This is a genomic window from Streptomyces sp. NPDC014006 (assembly GCF_043088925.1).
GTDB lineage: Bacteria > Actinomycetota > Actinomycetes > Streptomycetales > Streptomycetaceae > Streptomyces.
The window spans coordinates 273,466-292,441 of the sequence record NZ_JBICAJ010000007.1 but is presented as its reverse complement, the minus strand read 5'-3'; the positions used below and the strand labels follow the sequence as shown (position 1 = coordinate 292,441).

Annotated in this window: 13 protein-coding genes; 5 read left to right on the top strand and 8 right to left on the bottom strand. The window is 72.7% G+C overall.

Translation table 11 applies throughout. The annotated features are described in order from the left end of the window. Nucleotides 1-109 precede the first annotated feature (109 nt). Complete coding sequence (locus ACF1GV_RS24705; protein ID WP_391684658.1) at nucleotides 110-706, top strand: hypothetical protein; 597 nt, start codon at nucleotides 110-112, stop codon at nucleotides 704-706. A gap of 80 nt (nucleotides 707-786) precedes the next feature. On the opposite strand, the gene ACF1GV_RS24700 is transcribed toward ACF1GV_RS24705, so the two are convergent. The 4 genes from ACF1GV_RS24700 to ACF1GV_RS24685 all read right to left on the bottom strand — a co-directional run bounded on the left by ACF1GV_RS24700 (nucleotide 787) and on the right by ACF1GV_RS24685 (nucleotide 6,195). Next, nucleotides 787-966: a hypothetical protein gene (locus ACF1GV_RS24700; protein WP_391684655.1), complete on the bottom strand. Its 180-nt coding sequence runs from the start codon at nucleotides 964-966 to the stop codon at nucleotides 787-789. A 191-nt stretch (nucleotides 967-1,157) separates the two neighbouring features. Beyond that, a complete protein-coding gene (locus tag ACF1GV_RS24695; protein ID WP_391684652.1) occupies nucleotides 1,158-4,103 on the bottom strand; it encodes a BTAD domain-containing putative transcriptional regulator in 2,946 nt (981 codons plus the stop codon). A 160-nt stretch (nucleotides 4,104-4,263) separates the two neighbouring features. After that, nucleotides 4,264-4,653 carry a nitroreductase/quinone reductase family protein gene (locus ACF1GV_RS24690; RefSeq protein WP_391684650.1) on the bottom strand — a complete coding sequence of 130 codons (390 nt, stop codon included), beginning with the start codon at nucleotides 4,651-4,653 and terminating at the stop codon, nucleotides 4,264-4,266. An 18-nt stretch (nucleotides 4,654-4,671) separates the two neighbouring features. Next, nucleotides 4,672-6,195, bottom strand: a complete 1,524-nt coding sequence (locus ACF1GV_RS24685) for a CehA/McbA family metallohydrolase (protein WP_391684648.1) — start codon at nucleotides 6,193-6,195, stop codon at nucleotides 4,672-4,674. A 143-nt stretch (nucleotides 6,196-6,338) separates the two neighbouring features. On the opposite strand from ACF1GV_RS24685, the gene ACF1GV_RS24680 reads away from it, so the two are divergent. The 3 genes from ACF1GV_RS24680 (at nucleotide 6,339) to ACF1GV_RS24670 (ending at nucleotide 10,464) form a co-directional block, all read left to right on the top strand. After that, nucleotides 6,339-7,187, top strand: a complete 849-nt coding sequence (locus ACF1GV_RS24680) for an LLM class F420-dependent oxidoreductase (RefSeq protein ID WP_391684646.1) — start codon at nucleotides 6,339-6,341, stop codon at nucleotides 7,185-7,187. 51 nt (nucleotides 7,188-7,238) lie between these two features. Next, on the top strand, nucleotides 7,239-9,824 hold the full coding sequence (locus tag ACF1GV_RS24675; RefSeq protein WP_391684643.1) for a bifunctional FO biosynthesis protein CofGH: 2,586 nt from the start codon (nucleotides 7,239-7,241) through the stop codon (nucleotides 9,822-9,824). A gap of 82 nt (nucleotides 9,825-9,906) precedes the next feature. Next, nucleotides 9,907-10,464: a L,D-transpeptidase gene (locus ACF1GV_RS24670; protein WP_391684640.1), complete on the top strand. Its 558-nt coding sequence runs from the start codon at nucleotides 9,907-9,909 to the stop codon at nucleotides 10,462-10,464. On the opposite strand, the gene ACF1GV_RS24665 is transcribed toward ACF1GV_RS24670, so the two are convergent. Further along, nucleotides 10,457-10,993, bottom strand: a complete 537-nt coding sequence (locus ACF1GV_RS24665) for a DUF2165 domain-containing protein (RefSeq protein WP_391684637.1) — start codon at nucleotides 10,991-10,993, stop codon at nucleotides 10,457-10,459. The two genes, ACF1GV_RS24670 and ACF1GV_RS24665, sit on opposite strands and share 8 nt — an antisense overlap. Before the next feature lie 252 nt (nucleotides 10,994-11,245). Between ACF1GV_RS24665 and ACF1GV_RS24660 the strand changes: the two genes are divergently transcribed. Next, nucleotides 11,246-12,361, top strand: a complete 1,116-nt coding sequence (locus ACF1GV_RS24660; RefSeq protein WP_391684634.1) for an ADP-ribosylglycohydrolase family protein — start codon at nucleotides 11,246-11,248, stop codon at nucleotides 12,359-12,361. A 116-nt stretch (nucleotides 12,362-12,477) separates the two neighbouring features. Here ACF1GV_RS24660 and ACF1GV_RS24655 read toward each other — a convergent pair whose 3' ends face one another. The 3 genes from ACF1GV_RS24655 to ACF1GV_RS24645 form a co-directional block, all read right to left on the bottom strand. Then, the gene (locus ACF1GV_RS24655; protein ID WP_391684631.1) at nucleotides 12,478-14,028 is read right to left on the bottom strand and encodes a sodium:solute symporter family protein; all 1,551 of its coding nucleotides are present in this window, start codon (nucleotides 14,026-14,028) and stop codon (nucleotides 12,478-12,480) included. Between the two features lie 185 nt (nucleotides 14,029-14,213). Beyond that, entirely contained in the window at nucleotides 14,214-16,076 is a 1,863-nt protein-coding gene (locus ACF1GV_RS24650) for an MFS transporter (RefSeq protein WP_391684628.1), read from the bottom strand. 157 nt (nucleotides 16,077-16,233) lie between these two features. After that, complete coding sequence (locus ACF1GV_RS24645; RefSeq protein ID WP_391684626.1) at nucleotides 16,234-18,831, bottom strand: D-alanyl-D-alanine carboxypeptidase; 2,598 nt, start codon at nucleotides 18,829-18,831, stop codon at nucleotides 16,234-16,236. Nucleotides 18,832-18,976 lie beyond the last annotated feature (145 nt).

The window sequence follows — 18,976 nt, the reverse complement described above, 5'->3', positions numbered from 1 at the left end:
GGATGCCTGGAGCGGCCGCCGCGCCGCTGCCACGGCCGACATCGCGCGGGGTACGGGACGGTCGCCGCGCGGTGACATGTCCGTGACCAGCTGCCCCTAGGGTGACCCCATGAGCAGATGGGGTCGCGAGTTCAGGTTCCTGACCGTGTCGGCGCTGGTGGTGCTGTCGCTGACGGGGTTCTCCACGGGCAGCCACAGCAGCAGTGGCGGCAGCAGCGGCGGCAGCAAGGTCAGCAAGTCCAAGTCCGGCTCCTCCAGGAGCGGCAAGAGCAGCAGCCGGCACAGCTCGGGCGGGGGCGGCTGCAGCAGTTCGCACCAGGACCACGACGCCTACGACGACGATGACGACGACGACACGTACGCCGGCGACACCTCCGCCGGCGACGACAGCTACGCCGACGACAGCGCCGCCGACGCGACCGCGACGCCCCAGCAGGGCGCGATCGTCAAGCTGGTGAGCTGCGCGACGAGGAAACAGCCGTACGCCACGGTGGAGTTGCGCAATCCCAACGCCCAGGACGGCACCTTCGAGGTGCGGATCAGCTTCCTGGACGCCAAGGGCAAGCTGGTCGACTCCGAAGTGGACCACGTCGAGGTCCCCGCAGGCGGAACGACCGCCACGAAGGAGTACGTCGTCGGCAACGCGGCCGCCGTCCGCCGCTGCAAGGTCGGCGAACTGGCGGACCCGGTGACGTCGACCCCCTGACCCCCGAGCGGAAAAGCCACGGCCGCGGCGACTCCCCCTCCGTGCCGCCGCGGCCGGATCCCCCTGCGGAGGTGGTCAGATCACGCGGTCTCGTCCGTGGCGTGGTTGTCGAGCGGCTTCATCGTGATGCCGGTGGCGTGGTTGTCCAGCGTGGTGATCTGCTCGTCGGTCGCGTGGTTGTCGAGCGTGGTGACGGTGTCGACGTCCGTGGCGTGGTTGTCGAGCGGCTTGACCGTGGAGTCCTTCTTGGCATCGCTCATCGATCTGCAACTCCCTTGAATGGTGGCGAAGCCCGCCCGGCAGCTCCCCCGATGGCCGCCGGGCGGGCATATCAGGGTCGTTCACCCTAGCGGTGGTGATCACCGCTGACCCGTCTGCCCCCCGACGCGACGGATCGACAGGACGAGAGTGCCTGCCCGCGATAAACGAACGATGAACGTGCCGCCGTGCGCTACGCGACCGCCGAGGGAGCCAGCAGGCCGCGGACGTCCGCGGCCTCGGGCGAACCCAGCTGTTCGAAGATGCCGAGGGCTTCCTGCCAGCAGGCGTGCGCCCGGCCGCTCTGCCCGAGAGCCTGCAGCGCACGGCCGAGAACGGTCAGGACGTTGCCGCGCCGCCATTCGCCTCCGATGCCGCGCAGCAGGGCGAGCGCCTGCTCGACGAGGGCGGCCGCCCTGGCCGGTTGCCGGCCGGCGAGATGGGCCTCCGCGAGCCGGAACAGGGTCATTCCCTCCCACAGGCGCTGCCTGCTGTCCCGGAACACCCCGAGCGCCTCGGTCAGGCGGTCCACGGCAGCGTCCAGGTCGCCCTGTCCGGTCAGTGCCAGACCGAGTGCGTAGCGGCCGTTGGCTCCGCGCAGGGTGTGGCCCAGTCGGTCGTAGATGACGATGCCCTGCTGCGCGAGGTCCACCGCGCTGGCGACTTCGCCCATCGCCAGGTGGATGCGTGAGAGGTTGCACAGGGCACTGGCCTCGCCGGCGAGGTTCCGGTCCTGACGGAAGCTCTCGATGGCCTGCCGCAGATACGCCTCGCCGTCGGCGTGACGGTTCTGGTAGAGCGCGATGATGCCGCGGTCGTTGGCGGCCCAGCAGACGGGTGCCCGGTCGTCCGCGGAGTGGGCCAGCTCCATCGCCAGGTGCGCGGCGTCATCCGCTTGCTGGAAGCGGCCGGCCACGAGATGGACGTTGGTGAGGGTGACGAGGGCGCGGCTCTGGGACCGCGGGTCGTCCGCGAGGTCGGCCGCTTCCCTGAGGGCGTGCGCGGCGACCTCGTACTGCTTGGAGTTGGCCCCCGATTCCGCCAGGTCCTTCACCGCCCACAGCAGATCCACCGCGCGCCGCAGCATCGGCCGACGGGCGCACTGCTGCACCAGCGCCAGAACGGTGTGCGCCTCCGCGTACAGCCAGTCCTGGGCCGCGTGCCGGTCCGCGAAGACCAGCCCCGGATACTCCGTGCCCGCCAAGTGGTCCACCAGCCGGTCCCCCGGCCGTTCGACCGCGTACACGCCCGCCGCCGTGGACAGGTAGAAGTCCAGGAGGCGGGACACGGCCGCCTCCCGTTCCCGCGGCGGCCACTCGTCGCGCTCCGCGCAGGCGCGGGCGTAGAGGCGGACCAGGTCGTGGAAGCGGTAGCGGCCGGGCGCCGCCGATTCCAGCAGGGACGTGTCGACCAGGGACTCCAGGAGGTCTTCCGTGTCCTCGGCCGGCAGATCGAGGACCGCCGCGGCCGCCGCGAGGGAGATGTCCGGGCCGTCGGCCAGGCCCAGCAGACGGAAGGCGCGGGCCTGGGCCGGTTCCAGCTGGCCGTAGCCCAGTTCGAACGTCGCCTTCACCGCCAGGTCCCCGGCCTGGAGTTCGTCCAGGCGCCGGCGTTCGTCGGCGAGCTTGGCCGCCAGCACCGACACCGTCCACGTGCGCCGCGCCGCCAGACGGGACGCCGCGATGCGGATCGCCAGCGGGAGGAAGCCGCACGCCGCGACCACGTCCAGCGCCGCCTCACGCTCCGAGCCCACCCGCTCCTCGCCCACGATCTTCGTGAACAGGGCCAGCGCCTCGTCCGGCGCCATCACGTCCAGGTCGACCAGGTGCGCCCCGGCCAGGTCCAGCATGCGCACCCGGGAGGTCACCAGCGCCGCGCACCCCGCCGTGCCCGGCAGCAGAGGCCGTACCTGGGCCGCGTCGCGGGCGTTGTCCAGCAGGACCAGGACACGGCGGCCGTCGAGCACCGAGCGGTACAGCGCCGCCCGTTCCTCCAGGGAGTCCGGGATCGCGGAGTCCGCCGTGCCGAGGGCGCGCAGGAAGGAGCCGAGGACCGTCTCGGGTTCGGCGGCCCGCGCTCCCGCGCCCTGCAGATCGACGTAGAGCTGCCCGTCGGGGAAGGCCGCGCGGGCCTGGTGGGCGACGTGCACCGCCAGCGTCGTCTTGCCGACGCCGCCGATGCCGGCCAGCGCCGACACGGCCATCACCCGGCCCTCGGCGGAGGCGAGGATCTCGCCGAGCTCGCGGACGAAGGCCGCCCGGCCGGTGAAGTCCGGGACGGTGGCGGGCAGTTGCGCGGGGCGCGGCCGCGGCGTCACCGGCTCGGTGGGCGCCGAGGAGGGCTGAGCCAGCGCCGGGTCGGCGCGCAGGATCCGCTGCTGCAGCTCCCGCAGGTCCGGGCGCGGATCCACGCCGAGTTCCTCGGCGAGCAGGCGGCGGGTGTCGGCGTACACCGCGAGGGCCTCCGCCTGGCGGCCGCTGCGGTACAGGGCCAGCATCAGCAGTTCGCGCAGCCGCTCGCGCAGGGGGTGGGCTGCGGTCAGCGCGGTGAGTTCGGAGACCGCCTCGGCGTGGCAGCCCTGCTCCAGGTCCATGTCCAGGCAGGACTCCAGCAGTTGCAGCCGCCACTCCTCCAGACGGACCCGCTGCGCCTCCGCGTACGGGCCCGGTACGCCCGCCAGCGCCTCCCCGTCCCACAGGGCGAGCGCCCGGCGCAGTGCCTCACGGGCCCGGCACAGGTCCCCGGCCGCCCGGGCCTTGTCCGCCTCGGCCGTCAGGTCCTGCGCGAGGGCCAGGTCGAGCGTGCGCGGGCCGCGGATCGCGTAGCCGCCGGACTCGCTGACCAGCACGCCCGCGTCCAGCACCTTGCGCAGCCGGGAGGCGTAGGTGCGCAGCGCCGCCAGCGCCTGCGACGGCGGCTCCTCGCCCCACAGGGCGTCGATCAGTTCGGCGGCCGTGGCCGTGCGGCCCTCGCGCAGCAGCAGCGCGGCGAGCAGGGCCCGCTGCTGAGGGGAACCGGTCGCCAGCGGGTCCTCGCCGCGCCAGGCCCGCACCGGGCCGAGCACACCGAAGCGCAAGGCCGCCGACTCCGCCGCGGAGTCAGGGCGCCTCTGCTCCGGCACCCGCGGAACACCGTCCATCGCCGTCCCCCCTGGAGATCCCGAGCAACCCCGTCAGTTTGCCTTGTTCGTGGCGGATGCGTCAGCCGTGGGCGACACCGATCACAGGGCGCCGGGCGGGCGGTCACAGGACCCACACAAACGGTCCCCGGGGAGAAGCGGCCCCCGCCGGGCCGGCCGATCAGTCCAGGTCGACCCGGACCGTGAGCAGATCGGTGCCGAGGACCCGCACCCCGACGCTGTTGACGCGCGGCAGGCGGCGCAGCCGGGCGACCGGGTCGTCGTCGGGCAGAAGGCGGGCGGTGCCGGTGTACCAGCGGCCCCGCAGGCGCACCCGCACCCGCGGATCCGCCTGGATGTTGCGCACGTACTGCGAGCGCAGCCCGAACTCCGACACCAGCCAGAAGGAGCCGCCGATCCGCCGCCCGCCCACCGGGGTCTGCCGGGGCAGCCCGGAGACCCGCCCCGTCGTCTCCAGCACCGTCTGCGTGGGCAGCCGGCGCAGCACCGGGTTGAGGCGGCGCTGGAACGCGGTGGTGTACCGGTGGCGGAGATCGGCGAGGCGGGACACGAACGCTCCAGTCGAAGGTCAGCGGTGGCCGAGGAAGATCGGGTTGGTGAACGCCGCGAGCGCGCCCGGCAGCGGACCCGCCGCCGCCTCGTGCCGCAGCTCGGCGCGGACGTAGGCAGCGTACGACGCGGTGGTACGCCACTCCACGGTTCCCGCGCCCGACACCGGCAGCGGGGCGGCGGTGAACAGCACGCCCTGGTCGGTGACGAACCGCACGGTGCAATGCGGGGCGCCCGAGACCTCCAGGCGCACGCTCACCGGGGTGTCCCGGTCCACCTCCAGCCGCTCACCGATCCCGGCGTGCCGGCCCCGCCCTCCGCTCGCCCCGAAGGACAGCGTGACCTCGGCGGACTCGGCGACATAGGAGCGGCCGGCGCGGATGCCGTCCTGGATCGCCTGGCGGGTCAGGCCGTCGGCGAGGACGACGGTCTGCGGCATGCCCACGGGGTCCGGGTCGCGGTGGGCGTCGCTGTTACCCATCGCCGGGATCCAGTCGCGTCCCTCGCGCACGGAGGCGACCAGCATGCTGTCCCAGTCGGCGAGTGCCACCTCGTCGTCGGGGGTGTACGGCCCGTTCCACACCTCGATCGCGTCGGCGTCGCCGAAGCCGAACTTCCAGTTGCAGCCGACGCAGGTGGCGTGCGGATGCGCGGGTACGACCAGACCGCCGGCCTGGCGGACGCGGCGGGCGAACTTCCCGAACCGGTTGTCGCGGGCCCGGTAGCGCCAGTCGACGAAGGTGCCCGGGTCGGTGCCGAGGGCCACGACGTGGCCGTTGCGGGTGGTGACCTCCTCGCCGAGCATCACCAGCAGGTCGTCGCCGGCCACGTCCGCCCAGTGCGGGTGGCAGGAGTTGGTGTTGTGGTCGGAGGTGTTGATGAAGTCCAGGCCCGCGGCCCGGGCGAGGGCGCCGATCTCGGCAGGCGTGCGGCGGCCGTCGGAGTGCCAGGAGTGCAGGTGGCAGTCGCCCCGGTACCAGGCCCGGCCCCGCCCCTCGGCGCGCTCCGGGGGGTACGCGGGCTTCGGCGTCTCACCGGGCTCCCCGTAGGTGAGCGTGATGGTCAGCTCGTACGTCAGACCCTGCGGGGCCACGGTGTACGGGCCCAGCGCGACGTGCCAGGTGCCCGCGCGCACCGGGCCCGGCAGATAGCCGGGGGTGGCGTCGTCGGCCCGTACGAAGAACTCCGTGCGGGCGCCGCCCGACCAGCCGCGGAAGCCCTTGCCGCCGAGGTCGGTGCCGCGCTCGTCGAAGAGGCCGATGTCGAGCGCGTTGCCCGGGGTGCCGGCCGGCACGGAGGGCTTGTCATAGGTGTAGGCGACCTTGATCTCCCGTACCCCGGGCGGCACTTCGACCGGGACGTACACGAAGTCGGGGGCGCCGGGGGGCAGCGTGCCGCGCACGGTCTGCGTCTCCTGGCCGCCCCGGCCCCCGTCGGCCGCTGCAGCGAAGGTCACGCTCCCCAACGTAAGCGCGGCGGCGGCTCCCGTCACGAACAGGGCGCGTCTGCCGATGGCGTTTCCGTCTGCTCTGTCGTCACACATGGCCGCCACTGTGCCGGGCGGGCGTGAACTCCGGTAGACCGCAAGGGAATCGGGGAGCGGCGTGCCCGGCGCGTGTTCGCCGTACGGATCTGGACCGACCGGACGGTATCGACTACCGCCGTCCCGCGCGGTACAGATCCCCCATGCGTATCTCCGTCACGGTCTTCCTCACCGACGAGACCATCACGCCCGTCCGCCTGGCCCGCGAGCTGGAGCAGCGCGGCTTCGCCGGGCTCTACCTGCCCGAGCACACCCACATCCCCGTCGAACGCACCACCCCCTACCTGGCCGGCGGCGACCTGCCGCGCGAGTACGGCCGCACCCTCGACCCGTTCGTGGCCCTCGGGCAGGCCGCCGCCGTCACCGAACGGCTGGGCCTGGGCACCGGCATCACGCTCGTCGCCCAGCACGACCCGATCGACCTGGCCAAGCAGATCGCGACCCTCGACCACCTCTCCGGAGGCCGCGTCACGCTGGGCGTCGGCTTGGGCTGGAACGTCGAGGAGGCCGACGACCACGGGGTGCGGTGGCGGACCCGGCGGGCCCTCGTCCGGGACCGGATGGCGCTGATGCGGGCCCTGTGGGCGCCGGAACCGACCGGCCACGCGGGCGAGTTCGGCAGCGTGCGCCCGAGCCTCGCGCACCCCAAGCCCGTACAGACGCCGCGCGGCCCGGTCCTCGGCCCGCGCACCCTCCTCGGCGGGGCGGCCGGCCCGAAGCTGTTCGCGGACATCTGCGCGTACGCCGACGGCTGGCTCCCGATCGGCGGCCGCGGCCTGACGGAGTCCGTGCCCCTGCTGCGCACGGCCTGGACGGACGCGGGCCGGGACCCCTCCGTCCTCCAGGTCGTCCCCTACGCGGTCCACCCGACCCCGGGCAAGCTCGCCCACTACGCCGACCTCGGCATCGAGGAGGTGGTGCTGCAACTGCCCCCGGCCGGGGAGAGGGAGGTGCTGCGGACGCTGGACGAGTACGCCCCCCACCTTCCCTGATCGAGCTCCTACCCTCGGAGGCTTTCCTGATCACGCTCGTATCCTCGAGGGATGACGACCTCCGCGACCCCCGGATCCGGCCCCACCGAGAACTCCATGCGTCGCGCGCTCAAACGCGCCCGGGACGGCGTCGCCCTCGACGTCGCCGAGGCGGCGGTGCTGCTCCAGGCCCGCGGCGAGGACCTGACCGGCCTCGCCGCCTGTGCCGCCCGGGTCCGCGACGCGGGCCTGGAACAGGCGGGCCGCCCCGGCGTCATCACGTACTCCAAGAGCGTCTTCATCCCGCTCACCCGGCTGTGCCGGGACAAGTGCCACTACTGCACCTTCGTCACCGTGCCCGGCAAGCTGCGGCGCGCCGGGCACGGGATGTTCATGTCACCCGACGAGGTCCTCGACATCGCCCGCAAGGGCGCGGCCCTCGGCTGCAAGGAAGCCCTCATCACGCTCGGCGACAAGCCGGAGGACCGCTGGCCCGAGGCGCGCGAGTGGCTCGACGCGCACGGCTACGACGACACCATCGCCTACGTCCGCGCCGTCTCCATCCGCATCCTGGAGGAGACGGGCCTGCTCCCGCACCTCAACCCGGGTGTCCTGACGTGGACGGACTTCCAGCGCCTGAAGCCGGTCGCCCCGTCGATGGGCATGATGCTGGAGACGACCGCGACCCGGCTGTGGTCGGAGCCGGGCGGCCCGCACCACGGCTCCCCGGACAAGGAACCGGCCGTACGCCTGCGCGTCCTGGAGAACGCCGGCCGCTCCTCCGTCCCCTTCACCTCCGGCCTGCTGATCGGCATCGGCGAGACGTACGAGGAGCGCGCGGAGTCCCTGTTCGCGCTGCGGAAGGTGTCGAGGGCCTACCACGGCATCCAGGAACTGATCATCCAGAACTTCCGCGCCAAGCCGGACACCGCGATGCGCGGCATGCCGGACGCCGAACTGGACGACCTTCTCGCCACGGTGGCCGTGGCCCGGCTCATCATGGGCCCGAGCGCCTGTCTCCAGGCCCCGCCGAACCTCGTCGACGCCGAGTACGAGCGGCTCATCGGCGCCGGCATCGACGACTGGGGCGGCGTGTCGCCCCTCACCATCGACCACGTCAACCCCGAACGGCCCTGGCCGCAGATCGACGAGCTGGCCGCGAAGTCCCGCGCGGCGGGCTTCGAGCTGCGCGAACGGCTCTGCGTCTACCCGGAGTTCGTGCGGCGCGGCGAGCCCTGGCTGGACCCGCGGCTGCTGCCGCACGTGCGCGCCCTGGCCGACCCGGACACCGGCCTGGCCCGCGAGGACGCCGTCGTCGAGGGCCACCCGTGGCAGGAACCGGAGGAGGTCTTCACCGCCACCGGCCGCACCGACCTGCACACCTCGATCGACACCGAGGGCCGCACGTCCGACCGCCGTGACGACTTCGACGAGGTGTACGGCGACTGGGCCGCCCTGCGCGAGGCGGCCGCCCCCGGCATGGCGCCGCAGCGCATCGACACCGACGTCCGCCAGGCGCTGCGCACGGCCGCCGACGATCCGGCCAAGCTCACGGACGCCGAGGCGCTGGCGCTGCTGCACGCCGACGGGGCGGCCCTGGACGCCCTGTGCCAGGTGGCCGACGACGTGCGCAGGTCGGCGGTCGGCGACGACGTGACGTACATCGTCACCCGGAACATCAACTTCACCAACGTCTGCTACACCGGCTGCCGCTTCTGCGCCTTCGCCCAGCGCCGCACGGACGCCGACGCCTACACGCTCTCCCTCGACCAGGTCGCCGACCGCGCCCAGCAGGCGTGGGAGGTCGGCGCGGTGGAGGTGTGCATGCAGGGCGGCATCCACCCGGACCTGCCCGGCACGGCGTACTTCGACATCGCGAAGGCCGTGAAGGCGCGCGTCCCCGGCATGCATGTGCACGCGTTCTCGCCGATGGAGGTGGTCAACGGCGCGACCCGCACCGGCATGTCGATCCGCGAGTGGCTGACGGCGGCCAAGGAGGCCGGCCTGGACACGATCCCCGGCACGGCCGCCGAGATCCTGGACGACGAGGTCCGCTGGGTGCTGACCAAGGGCAAGCTGCCCGCGGCCACCTGGATCGAGGTGATCGAGACGGCCCACGAGCTGGGCATCCGCTCCTCCTCGACGATGATGTACGGCCATGTCGACCAGCCCCGCCACTGGCTGGGCCACCTGCGCACGCTCGCACGGATCCAGCAGCGCACGGGCGGCTTCACGGAGTTCGTGACCCTGCCCTTCGTGCACACCAACGCGCCCGTCTACCTCGCGGGCATCGCCCGCCCGGGCCCCACGATGCGGGACAACCGCGCGGTCACCGCGATGGCCCGCCTGCTGCTGCACCCGTACATCCCGAACATCCAGACCAGCTGGGTCAAGCTCGGTACGGAGGGTGCCGCCGAAATGCTGCGCTCCGGCGCCAACGACCTGGGCGGCACCCTGATGGAGGAGACGATCTCCCGCATGGCGGGCTCCTCCTACGGCTCCTACAAGTCGGTCAAGGACCTGATCGCGGTGGCTGAGGCGGCGGGCCGCCCGGCCAGGCCCCGCACGACGCTGTACGGCGAGGTCCCGGAGGAAAGGCGGCGCGCGGCCGAGGCCTCGGACGGCCACCTGCCGGAACTGCTGCCGGTGCTGGACTGACCGGCGGGGCGCCCACGCCAGGGCAGTACGATGATCCGGCCCCCGACATGCCGGGGGCCGGAGACTGAGGAGATGCGTAGCGGTGCCTGCCCGACGGCTGCCCTCGTGGGCCTGGACCACCGCGCTGACCGTGGGCGCGGTCGCCGCGGTCGCGGCGCTGACGGTACAGGCCGACCAGGGGGCGAAGCCCACGGCGCCGGCGGCCCGGCCGGGGGCGTCGGCGTCGGCGCGTCCGCACCCGGCGCCCGCGGTGCCGCCCGCGGTTCCGGACGGCTCGGGCACCGGGCGACGGGTCGTGTACTCGCTCGGTCGGCACCGGCTGTGGCTGGTGGACGCGAGTGACGCCCCGCGCCGCACGTTCGCGGTGTGGGCGGGCACGGTCAGCCCCGACCCGGGGACGTACAAGGTGTCGACGCGGCGCGAGACCACGACCGGCTCCGACGGAGTGCGGATCGAGCACATCGTGTACTTCACGGCGAAATCGGGGGTGTCGATCGCGTTCTCCAACGCGGTCGACGGCTCCTCCCCGCCGCCGCCCGCCGCGGGGAGCCGCACGGGCGGCATCCGGATGCGGGCGGCCGACGGGGCGGCGCTGTGGACGTTCGCGACGCCGGGGACGACGGTCGCGGTGGTCAGCTAGCGGACTGCTCCTCGGCGGGGGCCCGGTGCCCGGCGGTGACGGGGTCCCCGCCGGCCAGGTGGTTGACGATGAGCACGACGCCGCTGATCAGGAAGATGCGGGTCGCGGCGTCGAGACCGTTCCAGTTCTTCGACTGCCACATGGCGAACCACTCGCCGCCGATCGCGATGAATCCGGCGCCGAACAGCAGCATCAGCATCAGCAGGCCGTAGGTGGACAGCCGCCGGGCGCGGACGTGGTCCCGGCGCGCCCAGCAGACGGTCCCGGCTATCAGCACGAGCGCGGCGAGGGTCTCCCACGCGATGATCGCGACGTAGGCGGCGTTCTGCAGGCCCTTGCCGGTGATGGCCCGCCACATCAGGTCGTCGTCCTTGAACGTGGTGTCCATGGCCAGGACGTGCTGGACGAACGCCTGATTCGTCCCGAAATCAGTGATGTTCCCGAAGGCGACGAGAGCGATGTAGAGCGCGAGCACACCGGTGAGAAGCCCGGCGGCGAGCGGAAGCGCGCGTGAGGTGGGGGTGGTCATGCCGATCATTGTGCCCAACCGCCGACACCGTCCGTGCAGTACTCAACTTCCCCGCGCGGTATCGCCCTTGGCCGCCGGGGGCGGCCGGGCAGCGACAGCACGCGCGGCACGGGGCCGGGGCGGACCGGGAGCCCTGACCGGCCCCGGCCCGCCGCCGCGCACATTTTCCGCCCCTTTCCGCCCCTGAACCCCTCACCTCCGTTCGATTACAGTGCTGCGCGTCGTACGTATGGACGGTCCCGGGAGGTCTGGGTGGGCGCGACGTCCGGTGCCGTCTGGGGACGAGCCGAGCAGCAGGACTTCCGCAGCCGGGTGCGCGGCACGCTCCTCGGGGCGGCCGTCGGGGACGCGCTCGGCTCGCCCGTGGACGGGCTCGGCCTGGCCGCGATCCGGGAGGCGTACGGTCCCGAGGGCGTCGCCGACCTGGTGCCGGCGCAGGGCCGGCGCGGCGCCGTCAGCCATCGCACGCAGCTCACCCTGTTCACCGTGGACGGGCTGATCCGCGCCCAGGTGCGCCGCGACACCGGCGCCTGGCATCCGCCGACCGATCTGCACCGGGCGTACCGGCGCTGGCTGGCGACCCAGCGGGACTGGGGGCCCGACGAGCGCCGCAAGGACGACGGCTGGCTGGCCCGCGAGGAGTGGCTGTACGCCCGCCGCGAGCCGCCCCGCGCACTGCTCCTCGGGCTCGGCGACGAGACGATGGGCACCCTTCAGGCGCCCAGGAACCCCGCCGAGGACGGCCCCGAGGCCGCCGCCCGCTCCGCCCCCTTCGGGCTGCTCGTCGGCTGGGAGCCGCAGCTGGTCGTCCAGCTGGCCGTGGAGTGCGCCGCGCACACCCACGGGCATCCGGTCGCCGGCCTCGCGGCGGGGGCCTACGCGGCGATCGTGCACGGTCTCGCGCGCAGTCAGAGTCTGGACGGCGCGGTCCAGCAGGCGCTCGCGCTGCTCGCCGCCCGTCCCGGCCACCGGCCGGTCTCCGACGCCCTCCAGCACGCCCTGGGCGCGGTGCGGCAGGGCCTGCCCACCCCGGCCCGCGTCACCGAACTCCTCGGGGACGGCACCGCGGCCGGTGTGCTCGGCGCCGCCGTCTACTGCGCCCTGGTCGGCGAGGACGTCCGCCACGGTCTGCGCCTCGCCGTGAACCACGACGGTCCCTCCGGCCCGGCGGGCGCCCTCACCGGCGGCCTCCTCGGCGCCCTGCACGGCGAGACGGCCCTCCCTCCGGCCTGGCTGGCCGAACTGGAGGGCCGCCCCACACTCCTGGAACTCGCCGACGACTTCGCCATGGAAATGACCCAGGGCCCGGCGCTGCACGGGCCGATGGGAGCGTCACCGGGATGGCTGGCCAGGTATCCGCGCGCCTGAGGGGGCGGGTGGGCCGGCGCGGCGGCTTCAAGCCGGCGTCGGCTGCACCTCCCCGGGGGCGCGGGAACTGCGCGACCAGCCAACACGCCCCCGCACCGGTCGACGGCGAGGTGCCCCTACGGCGCTCCCACCACTCCCTGCGCCGGAGACCGAACCGCTGCCGCCGCGTCGTCGTCGCCGTTGACCCGTGCGATGATCGCCAGCCGTTCCGGGGTGTCCTCCGGCTTCACCCAGCCGATCCCGATGTACAGCACCAGGGACACCGCCAGCGGGATCGACACCTGGTACTGCAGCGGCACGCCGCCCTCGACCTGCCAGCTGATCGGGTAGTTGACCAGCCAGAAGGCCAGCAGGCCCAGCCCCCAGCTGGTCAGGGCGGCCGTCGGGCCGGAGCGGCGGAAGGGGCGCAGCAGGCCCAGCATCATCGGGATGGCGATCGGGCCCATCAGACCCGCCACCCACTTGATGACGACGGTGATGATGTCCTTGAACGTGGGGGAGTTGACCTGCGTCGCCACCGCCATGGACAGCCCCAGGAAGACCACGGTCGTCACCCGCGCGGCGACCAGGCCCGAGCGCTGCCCCCACTCCCGCGCCCGCCGCGACAGCACCGGCGCCACGTCCCGGGTGAACACCGCGGCGATGGCGTTCGCGTCGGAGGAGCACATGGCCATGGTGTGCGAGAAGAACCCGACGATCACCAGGCCCAGCACACCGTGCGGCAGGAGCTGTTCGGTCATCAGGGCGTAGGAGTCGGAGCCGTCCGGCTTCTGCGCGTGGACCAGGAGCGGGGCCATCCACATCGGGAAGAACAGGACCACCGGCCAGACGAGCCACAGCACCGCCGACAGCCGCGCCGAGCGCTCGGCCTGGTGCGCGCTGCCCGTGGCCATGTAGCGCTGGGCCTGGTTGAGCATGCCGCCGTTGTACTCGAAGAGCTTGATGAACAAAAACGCGAGCAGGAACACCGTGCTGTAGGGGCCGACGAGCGGCTTGCCGTGCCCGTGCAGGGCCGGTTCGTCCCAGGCGCCGAGGAATCCGATGCCCTTGTCGTTCAGCTTCAGCACCACCGCCACGAACATGGCGACCCCGGCCAGCAGCTGGATGACGAACTGCCCGAGTTCGGTCAGCGCGTCCGCCCACAGCCCGCCGATCGTGCAGTACACGGCCGTGATGGCGCCGGTGATGAGGATGCCCTGGTTGAGCGAGATCCCGGTGAACACCGACAGCAGGGTCGAGATGGCCGCCCACTTCGCGCCCACGTCGACGATCTTCAGCAGCATCCCGGACCAGGCCAGCGCCTGCTGGGTGGGCAGGTTGTACCGGTTCTTCAGATACTCCAGCGGGGAGGCCACGTGGAGCCGCGAGCGCAGCCGGTTGATGCGCGGCGCGAACAGCTTCGAGCCGATGGCGATACCGAGGGCGATCGGGAAGGACCAGGTGATGAAGGAGGTGACGCCGTAGGTGTAGGCGATGCCCGCGTACCCGGTGAACATCACCGCGCTGTAGCCCGACATGTGGTGCGAGATGCCGGACAGCCACCAGGGCATCTTCCCGCCGGCGGTGAAGAAGTCGCTGACGTCGTCCACCCGCTTGTGCGACCAGACGCCGATCGCCACCATCACACCGAAGTAGCCGATGAGTACGGCCCAGTCGAGACTGTTCATGCGGCCGATCGTGGGGTCAGTCCCATGAACACGACAAGCGAGCGTAAGGTCAAGTCACGGTAAAAACGTTCGACTTGATGTCTGGCGTTCACTCACATGAACACCCGGGAAGTGGGCGGACCCGGGAGCAGATACCGGCTCCCGGGTCCGTCCACGCTGGTTCCCGCCTGATCCCCGCCCGATTCCTACGGCGTCCGCACGATCTGCTTCAGCTCGTCGGGGCAGGGCGTGCCGCGCGGAAGCTGGTAGGGCGCCGCCAGCCGGTACGTGCCCGCCTTCGGCGCCAGCAGCACGGTCCACCTGTCGCCGTCGGCGTCCTCGTCCGTCTGCATCAGACAGCCGTTGACGTTGTCGTACGACTTCGGCGTGCCCTCGGCGCGGTGCCTGGAGGCGTCCGTCTCCTGTGGCGCCTTCAGGCTCTTGCCCTCGGCGTCCACGATGCTCAGCCACGGCGAGTACGGGATGCGCACCAGGATCCGGCCCGGCTTGCTCACCTGGATCGTCATCTCGCCCTGCTCGGCGCGCACCACGACCGCGTCCGGCTCGGCCAGCGGCGCCGGGTCGGTGACCCGGAACAGCTGCCACTGGTCGTCGCCCCAGATCTGCTGCAGATACGGCAGCCCGCGCTGCACCAGAGCCCGCTCGCGCTGCCCGCCGTCGCCGTCCGGCTCGTCCTTCGGCACGACCACGTAGTGCACGGCCCAGCGCTGGAGCCATTCGTGGTAGTTCGCCGAGTTGAGGGTGTCGTCGTAGAAGAGCGGGTTGCGCTCCATGTCGGCCTGGCGGTTCCAGCCGCGGGCCAGGTTCACGTACGGCGCGAGCGCGGACGCCTCGCGGTGCGAACGCGCCGGGACGACCTCCACCCGGCCCTTCTCCGCGCCCACCTGCTGGAGCTGGTTCACCAGCGGGGCCAGCTCACGCGACCAGTTGGCGGCCGGAGCGGTGTGGATGATGTCGTCGACCGTCTTGTAGCCGATCCAGCCGACGAAGCCGACGAAGGCCACCACCACCGCGTACCACTTGCGGGACTTCGGCACGGTGAACGGCAGCGCCGCCACCAGCGCGACCCCCGCGAACAGCATCGCGAGCCGGGTGATGTTCGAGCCGATCTGCGAGCTGATCAGCCACACCAGCAGCACCGCGAGCCCGTACACGGCCGCCGTGAACCGGACCGTCCGCCACGTACGCGGGACGGCGAAGTAGACGATCGCCGAGAACAGCAGCGGCAGGGACGCCGATCCGAACGACATCGGCTGCGTACCGGAGAACGGGAACAGCCACGCCGAGACCGCCACCACCGCCGACGGCGCGATCCCCAGCGCCCACGCGCCCGGCCGCCGCTTCTGCAGGAACAGCGCGACCGCCACCAGACCCACGAACAGCCCCGCCACCGGCGAGGCCATCGTCGCGAGCGCGGCGAGCGGCGCCGCGCACAGCGCCTTCGCCCAGCGTTTGTGGCGCCAGCGGTACGGCCAGCAGAAGACCGCCGCGACCGCGCCGAGCGCGAACATCATGCCCAGACCGAAGGTGACCCGCCCCGAGATGGCGTTGCAGATCAGGGCGAACACCCCGGCCATCGTCGCCCACAGCGGATTGCGCACCGCGCGGCTGCGGATCAGGATCAGCGTCAGCAGCCCCGCCGAGACCGTACCGGCGATCATCATCGTCGTACGGACGCCGAGCACCGACATCAGATACGGCGACACCACGCTGTACGACACCGGGTGCATACCGCCGTACCAGGCAAGGTTGTAGGCCGAGTCCGGGTGCCGGCCGACGAACTCCGCCCACGCGTCCTGCGCCGCGAGATCGCCGCCGCTGTTGGCGAAGGTGAAGAACCAGACGATGTGCAGGACGCCCGCGAGGGCGGTGACCCACAGCACCGGGTGGCGCAGCATCCGCTCCCGCAGCGCGAGGAAGGCGGACCGGAAGCGGTCACGGCGGTCGTCGCCGCCGCCGGACGGGCCTGTTTCAGGCAGCGCTATTCGAGGGCCGGTACTCGATCCCGTACCGGCGTCGTCGGCGCGTGTCGGCTCCGCTGTGGCCACCTGAAGGCACTCCCAGTTCCCGTCTTCTGTTCTCGGCCGCGACCGCGACCCGTCCCGTCTCGGGACGCTAGCACGCACCCGGCCGGGGGGCTCTGCCGTGCTGCTCCGCCGACGGCGGGCGCGGGCCCGGGTGAGCGGGCCCGCGCGTGCCGGGGCGTCAGCCCAGGCGGGTCAGCTTGGCCGCGAAGCCCGGCTCGGTCAGGTCCTTCTGCAGGGCGACCGGGACCTTCACCGCCTCGCTCGAACCGTCACCGACGGTGAGCGTGCCGACCTTCGTACCGGCCTTCGCCGTGTGCGGCAGGGCGTCCGCCGCGAACGACAGCTTCACCTTCAGCCCGGCCCAGCCGACCGCCGTGACGTTCTGCGTGACGACGACCGGCGTCCGGCCGCCCACACCGTCGTCCACGTAGCCGACGACGTCGCCCTTCTTCAGGATCGTCCTCGACTGCAGCGCCGCCTGTGCGGCACGGATCAGCTTGTCGCCGCCGTCCAGGGCGGCACTGAGAATGGTGTTCTCCGGGCCGCCGGCGGGCTGGCGCACCACCGCACCGACGATCCGGCGGGACACACCGTTCACGTCCTTCTTGGCCGCGAAGACCAGGTTGCCGAGCGCCGACGTGGTGGTGCCGGTCTTGATGCCGACGACGTGGTTGTGACCGACCAGGCCGTTCCAGTTGGGGTGCTTGACGCCCTTGTAGTCGACGTACTCCATCATCGCCGCGACCTCGCGGAACGCGGGCTGCTCCATCGCCTGCTTGGCCAGCTTCACCTGGTCCACGGCCGTGCTGACCGTCGTGTTGTTCAGACCCGAGGGGTCGGTGTACGTCGTGTCGGCCATGCCGAGGCTCTTGGCGGTGGTGTTCATCTTCGCCACGAACGCCTGCTCCGAGCCGGAGTCCCAGCGGGCCAGCAGACGGGCCACGTTGTTGGCGGACGCGATGAGGATGCTCTCCAGCGCCTCCCGCTCGGTGATCGAGTCACCGGCGGTCACATGCACGGTCGACTCCTGACCGGCGTCGGACTGGGCCTGGGCGGTCTGGTCGATGCCGATCTTCGGTCCGTCGGCCCCGCTCTTGAGCGGGTGGTCGCGCAGGACGATGTACGCGGTCATCACCTTGGCGACGCTGGCGATCGGCACGGGCTTCTGGTCACCCGACGAGCCGAACGTGCCGATGCCCTGCACATCGAGGGCGGCCTGCCCGGAGGCCGGCCACGGGATGGCGGCCTTGCCGCCGTCGAAGGTGTAGCTGTCCTGGGCAGTCAGGTCGAGCGTCGGCGTCGGCAGCGGACGCACGGCCTGCGCGATCGCAAAGACGATCACCAGCAGCAGGACCAGCGGCGTCCAGATCTTGACCCGGCGCACCGCCGTCCGCAGCGGGGTCTGCGGCGGCGGCGGGGTGTTCGTCAGCTCGGCCAGCAGGTCCAGCGGCGGCTTCGGCGGCAGCGGCTGCTGCGTGGTGCGCTCGGGGCCGACCTGCGGGATGGCCGCGGTGGCCTCGGCGGGGGCCGCCTGCGGGGCGGCCGCCTTCGGCTCCGCGGGAGCGGGCACGGGCTTGGCGCCGGCGGGCTTGGCGTCCGGGGTGACCCGGCGCAGAGCGGTCGTGGCCTCGCTCACGGGCGGCTGCGCGGGCCGCGAGGGCTTACGGGTCGAGGGGTCGTCGAGGGGCTTGAGCGCGACGAACTTGCTGGTCCGCTCTGCCTCGGACTCGGCGGACTTCGCGTCCTCGGGGGCCTTGTCGGACGGGCTGTCCTTGGACTTGCCGTCCTTGGCGGACTTGCCGGACGTGCTGTCCTCGGCGTCCTTGGGCTGCCCGGCGGGCTTCGGCTTGACGTCGCCGAGCTTCAGCATGGTGGTCGGCTGGTCGACGTTGCCCTTGCCGACGCGCGCCCTGGGGGCGTCGCCGATCTTGAGCATGGTGGTGGGCTGATCGCCGCCCTTGCCGGCGGGAGTGTCCTCGGGGGCGGCGGCGTCCTCGGCATCCTCGGCGTCCGCAGGGGCGCCGGCCTCGTCCGCCGTACGCGAGTCGGCCTTCTCGCCTTCGGCGGCCTTCTCCGGGGCCCCGGCGTCCGCCGAGGCACCCTCCGCGCCCTCCGCAGGGGCCTTCACGGCCTTCTCCGACCCCTCGGAGCCCTGCGCCTCCGGCGGACCACCGTCGGAGTCCGCCGACCTCACCCAGGCCGCCACGGCCTCACGCAGCCGCGCGTCACCTCCGGTACCCGAAGCGTCGCCGTCCGTACCGGAGGCGTCGCCGTCCGGGGCCTCGTCCTTTGGAGCCTCGTCCTTCGGTGTGTCATCGGCCGGGGTCTCGTGCTCCGGCGCGCTGCCTTCCGGAACTTCGTCCTCCGGCGCGTCGTCGTCCGACGTCCCGCCCCGCGGCGCGTCGTCGGAGGCGTCGTCTTCCGGGGCCGCCGCCGTCTCCTCGCCGTCCGCCCCGCCCTCGGAGCCACCCTCGGAATCACCCGCGGAGGCGCCCTCGGAACCAGCCTCGGAATCGCCGTCGGCCTCGCTCTCCCCGGCGTCCTCCGCCAGGTCGCGCACCGACAGCACCCGGGTGGCCGTGTCCACACCCCCGCGGGGCGGCTCGGCCTCGCGGGCCACCGCCAGCCGAGGGTCAGGGCCCCCCGCGGCGGAGTCGCCGGAACGTTCGTTCCGGGCCTCGGGAACCGACGTCGCGCTCCCCGGCGTCGGTTCTGCCGACGACTCGCGCTGCTTCGACCTGTCGGGGGACTCGCCCGCCACCGATGCCTCCTCCATACGCCGCCGCACGCCCTCCGTGCGTCTGCCGAAACCGTGAACCGCCGCCCGGACATCGCCCCACGGCACTGTCCGAACCATGTACCAGTGTCCTGTCTGCGGGCCTGACTTCTGCGTAGGACGAGAACGACATACCTGCCGGTTC